This window comes from Methylocystis sp. JAN1 (genome assembly GCF_052186135.1).
GTDB lineage: Bacteria > Pseudomonadota > Alphaproteobacteria > Rhizobiales > Beijerinckiaceae > Methylocystis.
On the sequence record NZ_CP181499.1, the window covers coordinates 1,006,513 to 1,026,217 of the forward strand.

The 19,705-nt window shown below is 61.7% G+C and carries 15 protein-coding genes, 2 tRNA genes, 1 pseudogene and 1 CRISPR repeat array; of the genes and pseudogenes, 5 read left to right on the plus strand and 13 right to left on the minus strand.

Annotated features, from left to right (window positions below; translation table 11 throughout):
• The first annotated feature begins 15 nt into the window (after nucleotides 1-15).
• Entirely contained in the window at nucleotides 16-729 is a 714-nt protein-coding gene (locus ACNHKD_RS04670; protein WP_442755939.1) for an ATP-binding cassette domain-containing protein, read from the plus strand.
• Between the two features lie 35 nt (nucleotides 730-764).
• Complete coding sequence (locus ACNHKD_RS04675; RefSeq protein WP_442755940.1) at nucleotides 765-2,231, plus strand: ABC transporter permease/substrate-binding protein; 1,467 nt, start codon at nucleotides 765-767, stop codon at nucleotides 2,229-2,231.
• A 63-nt stretch (nucleotides 2,232-2,294) separates the two neighbouring features.
• Here the strand turns inward: ACNHKD_RS04675 and ACNHKD_RS04680 are convergent, their stop codons facing one another.
• The 11 genes from ACNHKD_RS04680 to ACNHKD_RS04730 all read right to left on the minus strand — a co-directional run bounded on the left by ACNHKD_RS04680 (nucleotide 2,295) and on the right by ACNHKD_RS04730 (nucleotide 15,639).
• Nucleotides 2,295-3,011: a glutathione S-transferase gene (locus ACNHKD_RS04680; RefSeq protein ID WP_442755941.1), complete on the minus strand. Its 717-nt coding sequence runs from the start codon at nucleotides 3,009-3,011 to the stop codon at nucleotides 2,295-2,297.
• Between the two features lie 1,017 nt (nucleotides 3,012-4,028).
• Nucleotides 4,029-5,791: direct repeats of the CRISPR family, unit length 32 nt; unit sequence GTTTCGATCCACGCGCCCATGAAGGACGCGAC.
• 227 nt (nucleotides 5,792-6,018) lie between these two features.
• Entirely contained in the window at nucleotides 6,019-6,309 is a 291-nt protein-coding gene (gene cas2 / locus ACNHKD_RS04685; protein WP_442755942.1) for a CRISPR-associated endonuclease Cas2, read from the minus strand.
• 4 nt (nucleotides 6,310-6,313) lie between these two features.
• Nucleotides 6,314-7,348 (minus strand): type I-C CRISPR-associated endonuclease Cas1c, encoded by a 1,035-nt coding sequence (cas1c, locus tag ACNHKD_RS04690; protein WP_442755943.1) that lies wholly within the window; start codon nucleotides 7,346-7,348, stop codon nucleotides 6,314-6,316.
• A 3-nt stretch (nucleotides 7,349-7,351) separates the two neighbouring features.
• The gene (cas4, locus tag ACNHKD_RS04695; protein ID WP_442755944.1) at nucleotides 7,352-8,029 is read right to left on the minus strand and encodes a CRISPR-associated protein Cas4; all 678 of its coding nucleotides are present in this window, start codon (nucleotides 8,027-8,029) and stop codon (nucleotides 7,352-7,354) included.
• The gene (cas7c, locus tag ACNHKD_RS04700; RefSeq protein ID WP_442755945.1) at nucleotides 8,029-8,904 is read right to left on the minus strand and encodes a type I-C CRISPR-associated protein Cas7/Csd2; all 876 of its coding nucleotides are present in this window, start codon (nucleotides 8,902-8,904) and stop codon (nucleotides 8,029-8,031) included. The genes cas4 and cas7c overlap by 1 nt, the downstream gene beginning before the upstream one ends.
• A gap of 5 nt (nucleotides 8,905-8,909) precedes the next feature.
• Nucleotides 8,910-10,814, minus strand: a complete 1,905-nt coding sequence (gene cas8c, locus ACNHKD_RS04705; RefSeq protein WP_442755946.1) for a type I-C CRISPR-associated protein Cas8c/Csd1 — start codon at nucleotides 10,812-10,814, stop codon at nucleotides 8,910-8,912.
• Nucleotides 10,811-11,503 (minus strand): type I-C CRISPR-associated protein Cas5c, encoded by a 693-nt coding sequence (gene cas5c / locus ACNHKD_RS04710; protein WP_442755947.1) that lies wholly within the window; start codon nucleotides 11,501-11,503, stop codon nucleotides 10,811-10,813. The genes cas8c and cas5c overlap by 4 nt, the downstream gene beginning before the upstream one ends.
• Nucleotides 11,504-11,507: 4 nt before the next feature.
• Nucleotides 11,508-11,819: a GIY-YIG nuclease family protein gene (locus ACNHKD_RS04715; protein ID WP_442755948.1), complete on the minus strand. Its 312-nt coding sequence runs from the start codon at nucleotides 11,817-11,819 to the stop codon at nucleotides 11,508-11,510.
• 20 nt (nucleotides 11,820-11,839) lie between these two features.
• On the minus strand, nucleotides 11,840-14,098 hold the full coding sequence (gene cas3, locus ACNHKD_RS04720) for a CRISPR-associated helicase Cas3' (RefSeq protein ID WP_442755949.1): 2,259 nt from the start codon (nucleotides 14,096-14,098) through the stop codon (nucleotides 11,840-11,842).
• Nucleotides 14,099-14,360: 262 nt separating this feature from the next.
• The gene (locus ACNHKD_RS04725) at nucleotides 14,361-14,816 is read right to left on the minus strand and encodes a WapI family immunity protein (RefSeq protein WP_442755950.1); all 456 of its coding nucleotides are present in this window, start codon (nucleotides 14,814-14,816) and stop codon (nucleotides 14,361-14,363) included.
• Between the two features lie 4 nt (nucleotides 14,817-14,820).
• Nucleotides 14,821-15,639 (minus strand): DUF4279 domain-containing protein, encoded by an 819-nt coding sequence (locus ACNHKD_RS04730; RefSeq protein ID WP_442755951.1) that lies wholly within the window; start codon nucleotides 15,637-15,639, stop codon nucleotides 14,821-14,823.
• Between the two features lie 388 nt (nucleotides 15,640-16,027).
• Between ACNHKD_RS04730 and ACNHKD_RS04735 the strand changes: the two genes are divergently transcribed.
• Both ACNHKD_RS04735 and ACNHKD_RS04740 read left to right on the plus strand, forming a co-directional pair.
• Nucleotides 16,028-16,216: a hypothetical protein gene (locus ACNHKD_RS04735; RefSeq protein ID WP_442755952.1), complete on the plus strand. Its 189-nt coding sequence runs from the start codon at nucleotides 16,028-16,030 to the stop codon at nucleotides 16,214-16,216.
• 18 nt (nucleotides 16,217-16,234) lie between these two features.
• Nucleotides 16,235-17,866 (plus strand): annotated as a pseudogene (locus ACNHKD_RS04740) (recombinase family protein); the annotation flags it as partial.
• Here the strand turns inward: ACNHKD_RS04740 and ACNHKD_RS04745 are convergent.
• Nucleotides 17,837-17,926 (minus strand) — tRNA-Ser (locus ACNHKD_RS04745). The pseudogene ACNHKD_RS04740 and the gene ACNHKD_RS04745 overlap by 30 nt on opposite strands.
• Before the next feature lie 213 nt (nucleotides 17,927-18,139).
• Here ACNHKD_RS04745 and ACNHKD_RS04750 point away from each other — a divergent pair.
• Nucleotides 18,140-18,229: transfer RNA gene (locus ACNHKD_RS04750), tRNA-Ser, on the plus strand.
• Between the two features lie 103 nt (nucleotides 18,230-18,332).
• Here ACNHKD_RS04750 and ACNHKD_RS04755 read toward each other — a convergent pair.
• Nucleotides 18,333-19,556 (minus strand): patatin-like phospholipase family protein, encoded by a 1,224-nt coding sequence (locus tag ACNHKD_RS04755; RefSeq protein ID WP_442755953.1) that lies wholly within the window; start codon nucleotides 19,554-19,556, stop codon nucleotides 18,333-18,335.
• Nucleotides 19,557-19,705 lie beyond the last annotated feature (149 nt).

The window sequence follows — 19,705 nt, forward strand, 5'->3', positions numbered from 1 at the left end:
TACGGCGGAACTCTCGTGATCGACGATGTCAGCTTGACGATCGGTCGAAGCGAAACGTCAGTTCTGATCGGGTCGTCGGGATCAGGAAAATCCACGCTACTGTCGTTGATCATCGGGCTCGTCACGCCGGATCGCGGGACGATTACGATCGACGCTGAACCGCTAACGCCACAATCGGCGCTACCTCAACGCCGGCGCATGGGCTACGTCATTCAGGATGGCGGTCTCTTCCCCCATTTCACGGCGAAGCAGAATGTGGAGCTCATGGCCAAGGAGGCCGGCTGGTCAACGGAAAAGCGCCGCGCGCGATTGCACGAATTGGTCGCGCTTACGTCTTTTCCTCCCGATGCTCTTGATCAATACCCGGCTGAATTATCCGGCGGTCAGCGTCAACGCGTTTCTCTCATGCGCGCCTTGATGCTCAACCCCGACGTCCTTCTCATGGATGAGCCTTTAGGCGCGCTCGACCCATTGATCCGCGCCGAGTTGCAGGAGGAGCTTAAAGCTGTTTTCCAGCGTCTCGCCAAAACCGTTGTTTTCGTGACGCACGACCTAAGCGAGGCAGCGTTTTTCGGGGAGACAATCATATTGATGCACCGGGGTCGCGTCGCCCAACAGGGGCAATTCCGCGATCTGGTCGAGAATCCGAGCGAGCCCTTCGTCTCACGGTTCGTTCGTGCCCAAACCAGAGGTCTCGCTATGCTCAACGAATTGGCGCGGCGCGCGTGAGAAGGCGCTACGCGAAGCTCCTGTTCGCCGCCTTCGTGGCGTTCGTCGCAGCTTCATCTTCCGGCGCGGGAGAAGAAATACGTATCGGCTCCAAGAAATTTACCGAGTCCGTGATCCTCGCGGATCTCGCGGCAGGACTGTCGACCGCTGCCGGGGCGCGAGTGTCGCATCGTCAGGAACTCGGCGGCACCCGGCTTTTATGGGACGCTTTACTGGCGCGCGAGATCGACATTTATCCCGAATATACAGGAACGCTCACTGGCGAGATATTGGCCAGCGAGCGCGTTGTCGATGATGAGGCGTTTGGTCGGGCGCTCGCCAAGCGAGGGCTCAGGATGAGTCGGCCTCTGGGCTTCAGCAACGCTTATGCGCTCGGCATGCGCGCGCAATTGGCTGATCGGCTCGGGATAAGGAGGATTTCCGATCTGGCGCGACATTCCTCGTTACGCTTCGGGTTCAGCGATGAATTTCTCGGTCGCGAGGATGGTTGGCCCGCTGTGCGGGCGGCCTATGGCCTGGATGGGTCGGATGTGCGCGGATTGGATCATGACGTTTCCTACAGAGGCCTCGTCGAAGGGTCGATCGACGTTATCGATCTCTACGCCACCGACGCCGAGATCATCTTTTATGGACTCCGAGTCCTCGAAGACGATCGCGATGTATTTCGAGAAAACAAGGCGATATTTCTTTATCGCGACGATCTGGCGCAGCGAGCGCCGGAAGCCCTGTCGGCGATCCTCCGCCTAGAGGGCCGGGTCGACCAGCAATCCATTGTTGCGATGAATCGCGCGGTGAAGATCGACCGGCGAATGGAAGCGGCGGTAGCCGGCCAATTTCTTGCGGCCAAATTCGGACTGGCCAATCCGGAGGCCGCCGAAAAACCGGCCGGCCGATTTTTTCAGCGAACCGTTGAGCACCTCCGGCTCACCGCTTTGTCGCTTGGCGCGGCGATTGCCGTTGCGTTGCCGCTCGGCGTCGTCGCCGCTCGGCGCCCAGCGCTCGGCCAAGCTATTCTGGCAGTGGCCGGCATCATTCAAACGATCCCCTCGCTTGCGCTTCTTGTGTTCATGATGCCGATCCTGGGAATAGGCGCGAGGCCAGCCATAGTGGCGCTGTTCCTCTACAGTCTTTTGCCGATCATCCGAAACACCGCTTCCGGATTGGAAAATATTGCACCCTCCATCCGCAACTCAGCAATTGCGCTCGGGCTGACGCCCATGCGGCGGCTCGCAATAATCGAGCTTCCAATCGCTTCGCCAGTGATCATCGCTGGCGTCAAAACGGCGGCCGTCATTAACGTTGGAACGGCGACATTGGGAGCTTTGATCGGCGCGGGCGGCTACGGCCAACCCATATTTGCGGGCATTCGCCTGGACGATTTTGGCTTAATTCTCGAAGGCGCGGCGCCGGCGGCGGCCTTGGCGCTTCTGGTTCAGGGTCTTTTTGCGCTCGCCGAGCTTTTTCTGGCGCCCCGGGGATTGCGTCTAAAGCCGAGCGAATAGGCGTTGGGCGCCGGCGACCGCCCAAACAGCGCTTTAGCCCTGAATACGGAGCTGTCGCCCCAATCAAGGATCGAGTTCGCCATAATGACGAAATATCCCTTGCTCATTGAACTCAATACGGCGACCGCTTTCGATATATGCTTGGATTCGCGGGCGCGCCCCGATCCTCTGATGGAGCGCGGCAACCCGTGACGCCTTGGCGAGCGTCGCTTTGGCCTTGTTCGGGAAGGCGTAAAGGAGACCTTCGACGAGCTGGAAGAGTGACAGATCCGCGTAGCTCGCGCCGCCGCCAACGAGATAGGCGTCGCCGTGCGGGTTACGAGCCAGAATGCGCTCGAACCAGTCCAAATATTTTGGAATCCGAAGCTCACGAAAGTGCGTCGCCCGGCGCAGGGCTTCGGATTTTTGGTCCTCATAATAGAGATGAGCGCTGATAGGATGGTGCGTGTCGTGAGCCTCGCCAACCATGTCGGCGATCGTAAGCTGGATTTGATGCGCCCAGAGTCGTTCCGCTTCGCCTGTGGGAGCGAGCCCGAGGCGATCGCCGAGATACATTAGGATTGCCGCGGTTTGGCCGATCACTAGGTCTCCGTTGCGAAGGAACGGCGGAGCAAATGGCGGGCGTCGGAGCCCGTCCCTCTCCATAAAGGCCGAGAGCTTTTCGTCGCCATTCGGCTGCGCGGCGATATCAACATAGTTCGCGCCGGCGTCTTCGAGCGTGAGGCGAACAAATTCGCCGCGACCCTGAATGCCGCTCCAATAGTAAAGTTCGTAGGTCATGACTCGTCTCCTGCCTCGATCCGACGGGAGCGCACGAAGTCGAGAATTAAGGCGCTCCAGGGCATCCGCAAGTTGCCAGGAGGACGTCTGAAACGAAACCGGCCGCTGTTGAATAGGCGCGCCACCCCGGTCGGCCGTTCCGAAGCACGAGGGCGAGCGTTCCGGATAGTCTGCGAACAGGTCGCGCGCCTGGCCTGTGGCCGGGATATCCCCAAAGCGCGTCGGCATGTAAACGCTCGTGGGGAAAGCTCGGCCATTTTGTTCGGGATGATTCCCGGGCGCGAAGCGCGAACGGAGCATTCGATCCTTGTGACCTGAAATGTCAGCGGCGGGAAAACAACCTGATCGTGCTGTAGGGCCGCGGGACTTTGACCTTTGCCGACAGGGGCGGCGTCAGCAGCGATAAAGCCGCACGCCTGGCATAGCCGGCGAATGACGACGCCCCAATGCTTTTCAAGCCGTTTCTTCGATTGGCGTCGCGTTCTTTTCTCGCGAGGGAGACTGGACGCAAAACGGCCTGTGCTTTCCTTGGCTCGCCCTCTTCGATAGGAAGCTCACATCTGGTCAGGACAGACGGTATCGAGCGAAATCCCCGGCGATCACCTTATCGGCAACGCACCAGGGATTAGGCGCCCCAAGTGGCGCGACCCTGGGGTCCAGGGTCAATTTACAAATTATTGACAATAAAAAAGGTTGCAAGGGCGGGGAGGGCGCAGGGAGCGAGTCCAGCTTACGCTGGGGGCGCGGATTCGCAAGCGTTGGATATCTCGCAAGCGCTCGCCGGAGCGACAATCGATACCGCGAAAAGAGAGCTTCTCGCTTCCCTCTCGAAATGCGAAGCCCGGTCCTTTTGAGGGCCGGGCTGGGCGCATAAACCCCTGGGAAGGGTGAGGGCGCTGATCGCGCCTAGACCATAAAACCTGGGGCAGGGTCACTTGCGTTCAACCCCCCGGCGGCTTTTGAATCTGAAGCGCTTCATACGGCCGATAGTCAGGTCTGCTGGCTCGACGCAACAATGTTTCGATCCACGCGCCCGCGAAGGGCGCGACCTCTTCAGCAAGCTCGACCATGGCCTGCTCTCGCAGTTTCGATCCACGCGGCCGTGAAGGGCGCGACCGCGCCGCGACCCGACCACGCCACCAGTGAGGCGTTTCGATCCACGCGCCCGTGAAGGGCGCGACTACGGCTACAACGTCCTTTTGAACAGCACGTCCGGTTTCGATCCACGCGCCCGTGAAGGACGCGACGCAGTCAGCCGGCATGGCGCCGGTGCGAATCTTGAGTTTCGATCCACGCGCCCGTGAAGGACGCGACCTCGGTGCCGTCGTCGACGCAATAGGCTTCAACGAGTTTCGATCCACGCGCCCATGAAGGACGCGACCACCGTCATGGACTGGTTGACCAGCACGGCGAGAAGTTTCGATCCACGCGCCCATGAAGGACGCGACTCGCTCCTCCACGCCAAGCGCGTCATCGAGACCGTGTTTCGATCCACGCGCCCATGAAGGACGCGACATCGCGCACGAGACGCATCAGCGGGCGTTCTGCGTTTCGATCCACGCGCCCATGAAGGACGCGACGCGACACGACGCGCTACGCCCCGATCATCGAGGCGTTTCGATCCACGCGCCCATGAAGGACGCGACGACGATCACACCTTTGCTGCGCAGCGCCATGCCGTTTCGATCCACGCGCCCATGAAGGACGCGACTCCAACATCAACGCCCTGGCGCCGATCGCGATCGGTTTCGATCCACGCGCCCATGAAGGACGCGACCGCCGTGGCGGGCAAGACGCTCGACGTCGAGGTGGCGTTTCGATCCACGCGCCCATGAAGGACGCGACAAGCTCGGGTCAGTTATTTCGACGGCAACAAGAAGTTTCGATCCACGCGCCCATGAAGGACGCGACGGCACTCTTCTGTTCGCTGTTGGCGACGTGCGCATGTTTCGATCCACGCGCCCATGAAGGACGCGACTCCAGGGCAAAGAAATATGGTCCGACATCCACACCGTTTCGATCCACGCGCCCATGAAGGACGCGACGCCCGAATGCGTCTTTTCGACGATTTGCGGCAGGCGCTCGTTTCGATCCACGCGCCCATGAAGGACGCGACTTGTCGACCCGGGACTCGCTCGCCGGCTTCACCTCGTTTCGATCCACGCGCCCATGAAGGACGCGACCTCAGACACCATCTCCCTCCCCCTCAAAACAACAGTTTCGATCCACGCGCCCATGAAGGACGCGACCCGACACGACCGCCTGGATGGCGCTCAACACGACACAGTTTCGATCCACGCGCCCATGAAGGACGCGACCTGATCGCCAACTACCTTCTGACCAGCAATGGCGTTTCGATCCACGCGCCCATGAAGGACGCGACTCTACGCGCTCTGGCGGGCGCATTCCGGCGCCAGTTTCGATCCACGCGCCCATGAAGGACGCGACTCTAGATAATCATGCCCGTTGATGCCACGCACGCGTTTCGATCCACGCGCCCATGAAGGACGCGACTCTCGACTCCTGGTCAGATCATGTCGGCGACAACGTTTCGATCCACGCGCCCATGAAGGACGCGACCGCTCGGATTACTTCATCTCGGGGGCGAGATAGACGTTTCGATCCACGCGCCCATGAAGGACGCGACGCGCGGCATTTTCCCCCATTGCCCGGAGGTATCAAGTTTCGATCCACGCGCCCATGAAGGACGCGACACACATTCAAGGGCTTCCAGTCGGCACTGACGGCGTTTCGATCCACGCGCCCATGAAGGACGCGACGGCCCGATCCTAATTCTTTGACCTCCATCCAGAAAGTTCTAGTTTTGCGCGAACCGGCCGTGGATCCCGGCAGATTTTGGGACGCTTCAGTCGTCCGAAGAAAATTGTCGCGCAAAAATATGTGCTTGTACGCCGCGCGAAACCTCCGAAGGTCCAAGACGCGCTCTCGGTTCGCGCGCCCTGACGAAACGGAAACGGCGTTATAAATTCAACGTCGCGCGCAGAGGCTAAATAATGATCGGCGCGTCGAAATCGGCGGCCGGCTTCGCTCCCACGTGCTCGACCCGGCGACGCCAGTTCGCGCCGAGAAAATAGTAGCGAAGGCTGTCGCATTTCGGATCGATCAAGGCTTCGAGGCGCGCCCGCAACGCCGTCCATTGCGCGGGGTCGACTTCGATCTCGAAAACCGAATATTGCACGCGTTGTCCAAAATCCTGGCATGCCTTGGCGACGCGGCGCAAGCGCTTCGCGCCGCCGGGCTCCGACGTTCGAACGTCATATGTCACGAGCACCAGCATGAAATTATTTCCAGAACCAGGGCGGGTAGGCGTCCAGATCCCCGCGCAGATGACGCGCCAATAATTGCGCCTGGAGGAACGGGGCGAGACCAAGCGGCGCGGTTTCGTCCAGAAATGGATGCCGGCGTTCGATCTTCTTGCGCTCCTGCCAAGCGGACAAAACCGTCTTGCGGCTTTCATCGTGCAGCAAGACAGCGCCATTGTCTTCCGTCCGGAAATCCTGAATGCGGATTTGCCGACGGTTGACCAGAGAGAGGGCGAGCCTGTCCACCAAAGCGGGTCGCATCTCTTCCATAAGGTCGAGCGCGAGGCTGGGGCGCCCGGGCCGGTCCCTGTGCAGAAATCCGACGGCCGGATCGAGTCCGACGGTCTCGGCCGCGCTGCGGCAGTCATGCGTGAGAAGCGCATAAAGAAAAGAAAGAAGCGCATTCATCGGGTCGAGCGGCGGTCGGCGGGAGCGTCCGCGAAAAACGATCGCGGGATCTGGAGAACGGATCAAATGCGCGAACACGCCGAAATAGAGCTGAGCCGCCTCCCCCTCGGCGCCGCGCAGCGCGTCCACGTCGCTCGTGGATATCTGGACGCTCCGGAGAATGCCGCCGAGCCGCGCGATCGCCGCTTCGATCGCCGCTTTTGCCGATATTTGCGTTTCCTCTCCATAGTCGCGCAATGCGCGCTGAAGAACGGCGCGCTGATTCGCGACCTTGCCGGCGACGAAACTCCTGACGATCGCTTCCGGTCGTTCGCTCGCCCGATATTGCTGACGACGCAGCAGCACGTTTCCGGACGTCGGCCCCTCGACCCGGGCCTGGAACCGGCCGTTCCGGTCGAGCAATACCACAGTTATTCCACGGGCCGCGCAGGCCTGCAGCAAGGGCGGCGTAAGCAGCACGGCGCCGAACGCCACCACCGAGGCGATCATGTGGAATGGCGCGCGGGCGCGCTCTTCGCCGTCGATCTGAACAACAAGGTTCTCGCCGTCCTTGCTCAGGGCGGCGCCCTCCGATGTGACGTAAACCGTGTTCAGCAGCTTCTTCATGCTTCAGCCGCCCTGCGCTTCGTTCAGAAGTTTGTCGATCTCGCGATCTCTCCAGGCTTTCGCCGAACGTCCGGCAATCCTCGGACGGCATAGCTCGATCAGGGAGCAGGGATCGCATTTCCGCTTTTCGTATTGCGCGGGCGGCGTGGCTCCTGCGATGATGATCTCGCGCAACTCGCGCGCGACTCTTTCAGTCAGCGTCCGTAGTTCCGCGTCGAAACGCACGACGACGCGGCGGCGGGTCTGTTCGTAGAACAACGCGCCTTCGGGAATGGAGAGGCCGGTCATTTCCTCGAGGCAAAGCGCCTGCCCGCAAAGCTGCGCCTCGTCGGCGCGGTGGAGCTTCGGCTTTCCGCGCTTATATTCGACCGGATAGGGAATCTCTCCGGCTTCGGACTTGTGATATTCGACGAGATCCGCGACGCCCGCGAGCTGCAGGCGTCGACACGACAGCGGAAGCGCGGAGACGCGCCGCACGCCGCGCGAGTAGCGTTGTCCTTGACGATCGACCGCCGCATGCAGCACCCGGCCCTCCGCGGTGAAGCGGTTCTCCTCCCACAGCCGCTCGATGTGAATCAGCGCCGCTTGACGCAGGCAGTAGACGGCGTGCTGGAGCGCGGATAGAGGGACGGGGTCGTCGACCTCGGTAAGCTGAGGCTGCGCCGAGGGCGTCTCATCCATCAGAACTTCTCGACGATTTCGACGCCATTCGGCAACGCCGCGCGATCGATTGTCACGACATAGTCGGAAAAACGCCGCGGCAGCGCGACGCCGTCCGCCAATTTCACATTGACGAGATCGAACAGCTTTTGCGCCGGCGCATTGCCCATGCGCGACTCGTGCTTGAAGACGATCAGCTTTTGCGCATTCATTTCCATGCGGGCGGCGGAACGATCGTGTTCGAACATGTTGGCGAGCGCTTCAAACAAGAGGTCGAGGTCGTCCTGCGAAAATCCCGTGCCTTTGGTCTCGTCGCCGGCGAGATTGGCGGAGATGAAGCCGTGACAGCGATAAAGCCCATAGGGCACGATATATTTGCGCCCCATGGTGCGCTCCTTGTCCGCGTCCCTCTCATTGGTGACGGAGGATCGCGTGATCGTGATCTCCTGCGGAACCACGGTGTCGATAGACTGCGCGAAGCCGAGCTGCACGGGCCCCCGCACCTGTCCGGCGTTGACTTCCGTGGTCATGACGGCGCCGAAGGCGCGCACATCGTAAAAATTGCCGCACATCCAGCGCGTGATCTCTCGCGCCTTGGCTTCCTCTTTCGGAAGTTTCTTCGCTTCCGATTTTACGCCAATGGCGTCGTATGCCTTTTGATGTTGCAGATTGAGAACGGCCTTTTCCTGCATGTAGATGGCGAAAGGCGGCGCGCCTCCTTTCGCGAGATCGACATAGTTGCGAATCTTGCGTTTCAAAGCGACGTCGGTCACGAGCCCGCGCTGGGTGTCGAGGTCCTGCCGGGGCATGTTGCCGCTATCGGGGTCGCCATTGGGATTCCCGTTGACGATGTCGAAGAGATAAACGAATTCATAGCGGTTCTGAATCGCGATCACGGCTGTCATTCCTTGTCTGAAGCGTCAAAATCGTCGTCAATATCGGCGTCTTTGGCCGCGTCCTCGGATCGGCCCCAGCGCTCCTGGTAATAGCCGATCAGGAAGCGTCCCTGCTCTTCGGGCGAGTGCTGCATCGGAAAGCGTTCGAACGCCGCGACGAGCCGTCCGATCCTGGCGTCGAGACCATTCGCGACTTTGCGCGCATGCTCCGCGTCCTTGATCCAATCGGCGTCCGCATGGCCGTTCCTCAGCCGTTTGATGTGATGGTTGCGCGCATTGAGAATGAGGTTCGGCAGGACGCGCCCCGGCGTCGCCGAAGCGGCGGCGAGAAACTTGTCAGCTACGGTGGCGTTGATATTGTCGCCGAGCGCCGTGCTTTGCGCGCGTTCGATAACGGCGAACAATCGCCCGAGCCGCCGCGCGGGATCGGGATCATCGGGATCGGATCGCATGAGATAATCCTCCATATATGTTCCATCGGCGCGCTGCGGAAGATCGCCTCTGAGGCGCATGGCGCGGACGATGACGGCCTTGACGAGCGCGATGCGCAACGGGTCGACATAATGGTCGCTGCGGATGCGCATCAGCAGGACTGAAAGCAGCGAAGCGGGAAAGCGCGCGCCGGTGAGCACGGCGCGCAGCAGTTCGCCGGCGAGGAGCGGGGAAACGGCGTCCGCGTCGAATTTCACTTTTCCGTTTCTGTCGCGCATCGCTGGAGCCGTGCGCAGCGCAAAGCGCGCGATGGACGGCGTGCGCGCATAGGACGGCGTGGGCTCGAACGCAATGTCCCTTGCATAGGCGCGATAATTTTCCGCCAGCTCGCCAAAGGCGCCCTCGAAATAGAAACGCACCGAGAGGCGCGCGGCGTTGGGCGCGAGGCCGAGGACATAAAAGCGCACGCCGTCGGCCAGCGCTGGCTCGACCTCGGTGAGGGGCTCGCCTTGGGTCAGCCGCCGTAATTTGTCGGCGATCTGTCGCGCGGCGCCCGCATTGGCGGCCTGTTCTTCCTCGGCCGCGGCGGCCTCCGCTTCCTCGGGCGTCTGCGGGTCGATCATCTCGCGGAACAGACTCTCGGCGCTCGCCGCCGCGACCGCATCGCGCGAGTCGGCCCAAAAAACCGTGGAGGCGTCGCCGACCTGAATGCGATGTCCGCTGCCGCGCTCGAGAAAGCGGTTGAGCGCCGTCGTATAGGCGAAAGCGGCATATTCGCCGACCGGCGCATTGTCGCCCTGCTCGTGCCCGTAGGACTTGAAAGCGTCGAGATTGAAGGAAATGAGGGCGGCGCCGGATGATTGAGCGCCCCAAACGCCCTTGATCGACGGATGCAGGCGCGCCACGGGGCCGGGCTTCCCCTTCACCAGGCAGATTTGCGGCAAGCCTGACTTGTGGCTCGTCATCCTCGCGAGCGCTTCCTTAGCGGCGGGACGATCATGCAGATAAACGCCGTTTCGGCGCTCGCTTTCGAGAGCGAAGACCACGTTCTGGTCTTTCAGATCGTCGGGCCAGCCGAGTTCGGCGAAACGCTCGGGCTTCCAGTCTCGCAAAAACGCAAGAAAGGCCGCGAGTCCTTCATCGGTTGCGCCCGCGAGCAATTCCTCTTGATGCGCGACGAACTTCACGTGCTCCTCGGCTGTGCGTTTGCCTTCGCCAGCCGTCACGCCAAGCGCATAAGATGTCTTGTCCCAAAGCGAATTGGATGCAGGCGCGACTGTGCGTTTGACCGGCTGCGGCACGAGCATCGGTCGCGGCGACAGCCTTTTTCCGTCCGCGATTCTCAGGTCGGAAAGATGCGCGATGCGCCCATCGGCGTCGAGCGATATGACAAAGCCGACTTTCTCGGTCGAATAGCCGAGCGCCGGCGCGTTCGGCAGCCGCTCATAGGCCTGGACCAGCGAAGCGAGGATGCTCATCCGCGGATCTCCGGCGAACCCGGCGGGGGCACGCGCATCACGCCGTCCTCCAGCCGCGCGTTGAAGAACATGGACGGCCGTCCGGGCGCGGCGTGGTCGATGTCCCAAAGCATCAGGCCGAGGTCGCGCGGGGTCCCGAAGCCCTGAGACGTCGTCTTCGCGCTCGGCGGCGGCGCGGGCGCATCGGCGGGCAGAAGCTCGAATTGCGCGACGAATTCGCGCGTGCCGAGGCAGGGCTGGTGAAAGCACTGGCCACGCGCGGCGCGGCGGTTGAACATGTCGAGATGTTTGCCGACGCTGTCTTCCGCGCCCGCCCGCGCCGTCATGTCGAAATGCGCTTCGATCACATAAGCGGGCTTCACCAGCACGGTGGCGGCGCGTTGCTGGCGATCCTCATCAACATGAAGATGCAGTCCTTCAATGGAGCCGCGCTTCATCGCGCTGGCGATCTTGCCGGCGGGCGCCTTGGAGCCGACCTCGTTGCGACGGATCGACGCGAAGCGGATCGGCTCCAGCACATGGATGGCGTCGATCACCCAGCGGATCGCCGGCTTCCAATGGATGGCCTCGAGAACGCCGCGCGCGGCGGAGGGCGTCATCACATCATAGGAGACGCGCTCGGTCTTGAGCTCCGGACGCGTAAAACAGGCGTAATCGCCCGAGATTTTTAGACGGATTCCGTAGGACACAAGCTCAGACCTCCTTATAATCCAGCTTTCTGACGGTCTTCCGCATGGGAAATCGATTGTACCCAATCGCAGGATCGTTAGAGCGATGCGCCTTGATGAGCGCGACTTCCTTGCGACGGACTTCGGAATCGGCGGCGGCGCTCGACTCCCACAGGATTTCGCGCGTGACAGTCATCACTCGGCGCGCTGATCGCGTCGGAAAGTCAGCGGCTATCAGTCTTGGATCGGAGCTTCCGAAGTAAGAGATCGTGTCGGTCAGATCGCTGCCGACGTAGACCTTGCCGTTTGGCCAAATTACCCTGTAAACAATTTTCATTGCTCGAAATTCCATTAGACTCACCCGATCAACCAGTTTTCCTCTGAAAGATAATCGGCGTCCTCCCACAGCAGCCCAACATCCGGCTTGTAGAGGCCGGGGCTTTGGAGCACCGCGAACTGATCGCCGCGCAGCTCGGGATGGACGAAGGCGGCATGGCCGTTCTCCAGGAGCAGTCGCCGCGCGGAGGGCGGCGTTTGCACGATGCAGGGTTGCAGAAGGCGCGCCAGCCGGCCAGATGGAAACGCTTCGAGTCCGAGATTGTCCACCGCTTCCTGCGCCTTCTCGTCCCAGGGAATGATGACCGGCGTCATGCCGCTCTCGATCATGCGAAAGCTTCGGCCGATGCTGCGATAATTGAAATTCGGCTTGTCAAAAGCGAGCAGCCACGCGTCCATCACATCGAATTTGTCGAGCGCTTTTTTGCCTTTACGCCAATAGACCTCGCCGAAATATTCGCGGATCGCTTCGGGTGAGAGCAGGTCGGAATGGCGAATGCGCCTCATATCGTCGGCGAACTGCCTGATCTCGCGCGGCGGCGGGAAATCGGGGGATTGAAAAATGCCGACAATGCTTTCGTCGATCTCGCGTTTTCCCTCGCGGTTGCAGCGGCCCGCCGCCTGCGCGATCTGATCGAGACCCGCTTCGGCGCGCCAGACGCGCGGGAAATCCAGGTCGACGCCGGCTTCGACAAGCGACGTCGCGATGACGCGGCAGGGTTTTCCGGACTTCAGCGTCTCGCGCACATGCGCAAGAATGTCTCGCCGATGCGCCGCGCATTGCCGCGTCGAGAGATGAACGGCGTCGTCGAACCCGGCGTCTCGCGCCTTGCGATACAACGCCAGCGCATGGGCGCGGCTATTGACGATGACGAGGCCCTGCGACGTTTGACCGAGCTGCCCGACGAGCGCGTCGTCGTCGAGAACCCCGAGCTTCTCGACGCGAACGCGCTGCAATTGTCTGTGCAACCGCTGGGGATCGGGCGCGAGTTCGCGCTCGGGCGGCAAATCCAGCCCATCCTCGAAATCCACCTTCCGCACGGCAGGCTGGGTCGCCGTGCAAAGCACGATGGTCGCGCCGTAATTCAGCGCGAGTTCGTTGAGCGCGGCGAGGCAGGGGCGCAATACGTGCAGCGGAATGGTCTGCGCCTCATCGAGAATGATCACGCTGTTCGCAAGATTGTGCAGGCGGCGGCAACGCGAGGGGCGGTCGGCGTGCAGGCTTTCGAACAGCTGCACATTGGTGGTGACGATGACGGGAGCGGCCCAATCCTCCATCGCCAGTTTCAGTTTCTCGCGCGCTTCGCGCCCGTGGCGGCGATCCTCGTCATCGATACGCTCTTCATCAACTGACGAATGATGTTCCAGAACGATGTCATTCTCATCCTGCAGAACGCTTCGAAAAATCGCCGCGGTCTGGTCGATGATCGAGGTGAAGGGGATGGCGTAGACGATGCGCTCCATGCCGTGGCGTTTGGCGTGGTCGAGCGCGAAAGCGAGCGACGCCAGCGTCTTTCCCCCGCCGGTCGGTACGGACAAAGTGAAGAGTCCGCGCGGCAGGTCCGCCTGCTTCCGCGTATGCGCCAGAACCTCCGCCCGCAGCGCATTGATGGGCGTCGCCTCCGCACGGGCGCCGAGTTTCGCCATATGCTCGTCGAAACGGCCGCGCAACGCATCGATAATATCCGGCAGGATCGTCCATTCGCGCGGGCTGGAGCGGCCCTCGGCGCGGTCGTAGAAAGCTTCGGTGTCGCGAAAATCCGCATCGACGAGGCATGAGAAAATCATTCGGCCGAAGAAGGCCAATTGAAAAGCAAGCGTCTGCCTGCTCGCGCCGGCTTTGAAGGACTGTTTGATCAGGCCGTCGGCGACGGGCGCGATCTCCTCACGCCAGACGGGATCGAGCGCATGGAGCTTTTTTCCGACGCGCTCCTCGAGCGACGCCGCGCCGACGCTGTCCGGCAGGCCGGCGTGATGCCCCGCAATGGCGTGCGCGACGATTTCGGCGATCAATTTGTCGCGCGGCTGGGCGGCGAGAGCCATCGCCTCCCTTGCGCCCGCCGTCGCGTGATCGACCGCCTCGCCGCCCTCGAGCCGCTTTTGGAATTCCGCACTGTATTTGCCCAGATCGTGAAGCAGGCCGGCAAGTGTCGCTGCGCGGCCGGCGCCGAATTTCTCCGCATTCCGGCTGGCGCGATCCGCCGTCGAGCAGAGGTGTTCGACAAGCTGTTGCCATTCGGATTTGGGCCGATCCGGAAGCGAATGGGCAAAATAATCCAATTGTGCAATCCTTCCCGAGGAAGAAGACGCTAGGGGTAGATATTGGAGCCGTAACGCCACGTCGCACGACGGGGGGTCGTGGCCAACAACGCCCCCGTTCCGGCCCAGCGTTCTGTATCAGTGGAGAAACCGCCTAAGAGCGGCCTGCAGAAGCTCTTCTAAGATCAGGCTCTTGTTGAGCTTGTGGCGGGCCACGACCGACGATGATGAGCACTATGTCTACGCCATAGCCCTATGACAGCCTCGCCATCGGATCGCGGCATCACCGATCGCGGCTGCCTTTGATCGGGTATGCCTCCAAGATCGATTGGCATTGCTTCACAAAGGGCGGTAGATAGCTCTGGTCTATCTCAAACTGAAACCAATGGCGCTGTCTCATATGGTCGGGCGTGATGGACACCTCCATTGTTATGTGGCCAAGCGATCCAGACTTGAGAGTGACCGAGAGGGCTGGTTCCATACACGCGAGCTTTGCTTCGCCACTCAGGTTCTTCAGAAGCTCTTCTGATTCGACCAGCCATCGATCGAGTTCTGAAAGATGAATAACTGAACCGGTCGCAAACACACTCGCGCCGCTCCCGCCGCAATGTGCCGTCACTCGTAGCCAATTACCGTCCCAATAGTCAGCCGCATCCGGGAACTGCCTTCCATGAACCCAGATCTGCAGCCCATCAAGTTTTAGGTCTGGCGTGCCCAACTTGGCGGCGGGATCTGTCACCGCGTCATCCCCCTAAATCTTCGCGATCCGGCCTAGCGATCCCGAACAGACGACGCTGTGCCTGATTTACTGCAGAAGGCTCAACGGCATCCTCTCGCTTCGCCTGATAATAGCTTTTGTACCGTTCGAGTTCGTAGAATAGCGTCCCATGAATGCCTTGCGTATCCTGCTTCCGGATGGGCCGCTCCCATATTCGGCGAAGAGCGGCTTCAACCTCTTCCTGTCGTGGCAGACTGGCCAAGTCCTCGGAGTATTGCATATCCTGTTGAGGTTCACGAAACAGGAGCGCGAACTCCTCGTCCGTCGCCTGGAAGATGCTGAAAGTACAATTCAAGGCACCATCGATGACCTGAATGTTCTTCATTCCGCCTCTTTGTTGCGGAACCGTGAAGCATTCGATGCCAAGGTCAAGTTCCAAATCAGCCAGTTTTGTTAGAGTTTCCTGCGGAATTTCATCCCCGAAATATCCGTCCCCGAGGAACTGCACAATCATACAGGCCCTTCCGCCGGTAGCTCTCAGTTTCTTGAGAAATTCCCTGTGTGGCTCAATGCGGCCGAGCAACTCCGCTACTTTATCGGCAAACCACTGGTCCGGAGTTTCGTGGCGCCGGCTATGTCTCCATCGCGTGTCCCGATACTTGCCCTCCAGGGGCGTGCCTTTTGGCGTCTTCCTTTGGTCTCCGACGCGATGTGAGAATTCCGCGTCCAATCCAAGTGCGGTGCTAATTTCTGCCGGGTCCAGCGTCGGATGGACGATGAATAGCTCGACGTCGAACCTCTTTGGCGCGCCGGCTTCAGCGTCAGTTTCCGTGTCGTCCGTCAATTCGAACCTCTTTCGATAGGCGGCAGCGACTATGCCGCCGTCCGCGATATTCCACCATTGGTGAACTGCGCTTGGCTACGAGTTGGGCATTAAAGTTGGTTGACGCCGGGGAAAACGAGCCCTGATTTTGGACGGCAAGGCAAAAGCGACGCCATCCGGCGCGCGCAGTGGATTGGAATGGTTGAGCTTTTCGGCCATCCGCCGGAACACACTTGCCATACGTTTCGGCCGAAATCTCAATTAGATCAACACCGAAACCGCCATCCGCCAGCGCCGCCGGACGGCCGGGAGGAGGAAGGATGCTGCGGGATAGAGATCGGTCGTTCACCACAGAGGCGCACGGCGCGACGCTATCGGGATGTCTCGACCGCGCGCCAGCCTAGGCATCTTGCCCGATGACCTTTACATTCAGATCGAGCCCTGGCCGCGCATCGGTCGGCTGGCGAAGCACGACCTGTCGGCGTGGACTGTCACGGACGATTGGCCGGAGCTCGTCCCGGTCACGCAAGCCGAGGTGGACGTGTTCGAGTCATGGCTCGGCGATCTCTTCGATGAACTGTTCGGTCCGAGCCGGTGATCTGAGAGGACAATGGCAATGACCGTGTCGTTGCGCGCCGCGTTGTATCTGCGCGTCTCAACGGCGCGGCAGGCCGAGCACGATGTCTCGATTCCCGATCAGAAGCGACAAGGCGAAGCGTACTGCGCCGCACGCGGCTATCAGCTTGTTGAGACCTACGTCGAGCCCGGTGCATCCGCCACGAATGACCGACGCCCCGAATTCCAGCGCATGATCGAAGCGGGCACGAGCAAGCCCGCACCGTTCGATATCGTCATCGTCCACTCGTTTAGCCGGTTCTTCCGCGACCACTTCGAACTGGAATTTTACGTCCGCAAGCTGGCGAAGAACAGCGTCCGGCTCGTCTCCATCACCCAGGAGATGGGCGACGATCCAATGCACGTCATGATGCGGCAGATCATGGCGCTGTTCGACGAATACCAGTCGAAGGAGAACGCCAAGCACGTTCTGCGCGCCTTGAAGGAGAACGCCCGGCAAGGCTTCTGGAATGGTTCGCTGCCGCCGATCGGCTATCGCGTCGTCGCGGCCGAGCAGCGCGGCGCGAAGGTCAAGAAGAAGCTGGAAATCGATCCGCTCCACGCCGACACGGTGCGGCTGATCTATCGCCTCGCCTTGGAGGGCGATAGCACGGGCGGCCCGATGGGCGTCAAGAACATTGCGGCCTACCTCAACCGGCGCCGCATCCTCACCCGCGACGGCGGACGCTGGGGCATCGGCCAGGTTCACCGAATCCTGACGCGGACCACATATGCCGGCCGCCACGAGTTCAACAAGCGCGCCAAGAACAAGACGCTGAAGCCCGCCAGCGAGATCGTCACCGTCGAGGTGCCGCCGCTGATCGATCAGGCGACATTCGACGCCGTGCAGGCGCATCTGCGCGCTCGCAATCCCAAGGTCACGCCGGCGCGCATCGTCAGCGGCCCGACCCTCCTTACCGGCATCTGCTTCTGCGCCGACTGCGGCGGCGCCATGACGCTCAGGACCGGGAAGGGAGGGCGGTATCGCTACTACACCTGCTCGATAAAGGCGCGGCAAGGCGAAGCGGGCTGCAAGGGCCGCTCGATCCCGATGGAGAAGCTCGATAACCTCGTTGCCGAGCATATTGCCGACCGGCTGCTACAACCGGAGCGGCTCGAGGAAGTCCTGGCATCCGTCCTCGACCGCCGGCAGGAACGCGCCGAGCGCCGTCGCGAGCATATCGCCGAGCTGAACAAGCGGGCGACTGAGACCGACCTGCGGCTCAAGCGGCTCTATGACGCCATCGAGGCTGGCGTCGCCGATCTGGACGACCCGGCGCTGAAGGAGCGCGTCGCGAGCCTCAAGGCGATCCGCGACCAGGCTCAAGCCGACGCCGCACGGGCCGCCGCGATGCTGGACACGTCAGGCCAACAGGTGATCACACCGCAGATGGTCCAGAGGTTCGCCAGGACGGCACGCGAGCGGATCAGGATCGACGGCGGCGGCTACCGCCGCGACCACCTCCGCGCGCTTGCCCAGCGCGTCGAGGTCGCTGACCGCGAGGTCCGCATCATCGGCTCGAAAAGCAATCTGCTTCAGACGCTGACTGCCGCGGCCAGCGTAAAGCCGGCCACGCCCGGCGTTCGCAGTTCTGTTCTGAAGTGGCGGAGAGGGAGGGATTCGAACCCCCGATACAGTTGCCCGTATGCCGCATTTCGAGTGCGGTGCTTTCAACCACTCAGCCACCTCTCCGCGGCGCGCCGATTCGGCCCATGGGCCAAAAGCTTCGTGGTGCGCCGCCATTAGCATGATGGGCGGCGTTCGATCAAGCGCGGATCGGCGCGAGGGCCGAGATCGGAGTTTTCTTCCCCAGATTCGCGTCGATTTCGGCGGGGTCTGCCCCTTGTGTTTTTATTTGGCCTTCGCATTGCGTTCTTGGCCGTCATGAATATATTGCGCGCCAATGGAGGGGTGGCCGAGTGGTTGAAGGCGCACGCCTGGAAAGTGTGTATACGGGAAACCGTATCGCGGGTTCGAATCCCGCCCCCTCCGCCAGACCGACTTTAAGCAGGCCCTCCTGGACTCCCGCGCCGGCCCAGGGGATCTTTTCTGTCTCGAATCCAGGGCGGCGTTCGCTAAATCGCGCCCCCGCCGCGCCTCACCTTTTCGCCTGGAATCCCGGAGGGGCGTGCTCCCAGGGATAGCCCTTCGACGCCTTGTCGTAGGCGTAGCGATAAAGCGCGCGCATGAAGGTCTGGTCGAACTCCTCGGGATGTGGAGCCTGGAAGTCCTCCTCGACATAAGCGACGTTGAAGGCGGAGCCGACGCGCTGCGTCACCAGATACATTCGATAGAGATCGCCCACGCCGTTATAGTTGATCATCGTCGAGACCGCTTTCTCGGCGATGGGAAGGGTCGTCTGCTCGACATCGCTCCAGGAGGTCGTCAGCCGTGAATTGCGGATGATATAGGCGACCGACGATTTGCGCTTGTAGCCGGAGCGCTCCAGCGCGACGTGGGTGTTCAGGCTGGGCGGCACCAGGAAGGCCTGGCTGACTGCGCCGCCGTCGACATGCATTTCCTGATAGGCTTTGCCGTCGGCTTCCACGTCGAAGATCACGGGCGGGAAAGCCGCAGGGATCGAGGCGGACGCCAGAAGGATGTGGCGGATGAGGTCTGGCGCGCGCGGGTCGCCGCTCGCCGCGATCGCGCCAATATTCCAGATGGAGGGACGGCCGGCGTCGAGGTCCGTCATCTGGATCAGCAGAAGACGGCCCCTGCGATATTCGGCGGCGACGCGGGACAGCATCGTCTCGTCGAGATAATGCGCGATCGTGTCGTAGAGCGGCGCGCTGTCGGAAAGCGCATCCTGCGCGAGAGCCGCGTAGGGGACGAAGCGCTTTTCGTAAACTTTCGAGGGGTTGATATTGGTGTAGACGTCGGTCAGCGCGGCGTCGTATTCGGGCCCCAGAAAGGCGAAGGGAGCAATCAGCGCTCCCGTCGAGACCCCGGTGACCAGCTTGAATGTCGGGCGGTCGCCATGCTTGGTCCAGCCTGAGAGAAGCCCGGCGCCGAAGGCGCCGTTGTCGCCGCCGCCGGAAAGCGACAGGACATGGGCCGTGGGCAGAAGGCCGCCTTTGGGAACGCCGAGGGCCTTCGCCTCGCGGTCGAGAGACAATTCCTGCTCCGCCGACATCGCCGCCGGCTGATCGACGAAGAAGCGGGCGTTGGGGAGGCCAAGAACGCTTGTGTGCTTGCGCTCGGCGGCGGGAACGGGCGTGCGGGGCGCGATCGACGAGCAGGCGGAGAGCGCGATGAGCGACAAGACCGCAAGCCGCCCGAGCGGAAAGCCTTTCACCAAACCGGTCGCGGGCGCACGCATCACAATCTCTCTCTTTTACGCGTCAGCGCGCGGCCCCGTAACGACAGGAGGGCCGTGGATCGCTCCCGCTGGCCGGCTGGCGCGATCGCTTATCGCTGGCATGACTCTCGACAGCCGGCAAGCGCGCATGGGAGCGCAATTGCAAGGGT

Bases quoted from the DNA above. Each gene is read 5' to 3' on its own strand.
- ACNHKD_RS04680 (WP_442755941.1), bottom strand. From the start codon at position 3,011: ATGACCTACGAACTTTACTATTGGAGCGGCATTCAGGGTCGCGGCGAA.
- cas4 (WP_442755944.1), bottom strand. From the start codon at position 8,029: ATGGATGAGACGCCCTCGGCGCAGCCTCAGCTTACCGAGGTCGACGAC.
- cas8c (WP_442755946.1), bottom strand. From the start codon at position 10,814: ATGAGCATCCTCGCTTCGCTGGTCCAGGCCTATGAGCGGCTGCCGAAC.
- cas2 (WP_442755942.1), bottom strand. From the start codon at position 6,309: ATGCTGGTGCTCGTGACATATGACGTTCGAACGTCGGAGCCCGGCGGC.
- cas1c (WP_442755943.1), bottom strand. From the start codon at position 7,348: ATGAAGAAGCTGCTGAACACGGTTTACGTCACATCGGAGGGCGCCGCC.
- ACNHKD_RS04715 (WP_442755948.1), bottom strand. From the start codon at position 11,819: ATGAAAATTGTTTACAGGGTAATTTGGCCAAACGGCAAGGTCTACGTC.
- ACNHKD_RS04755 (WP_442755953.1), bottom strand. From the start codon at position 19,556: ATGCGTGCGCCCGCGACCGGTTTGGTGAAAGGCTTTCCGCTCGGGCGG.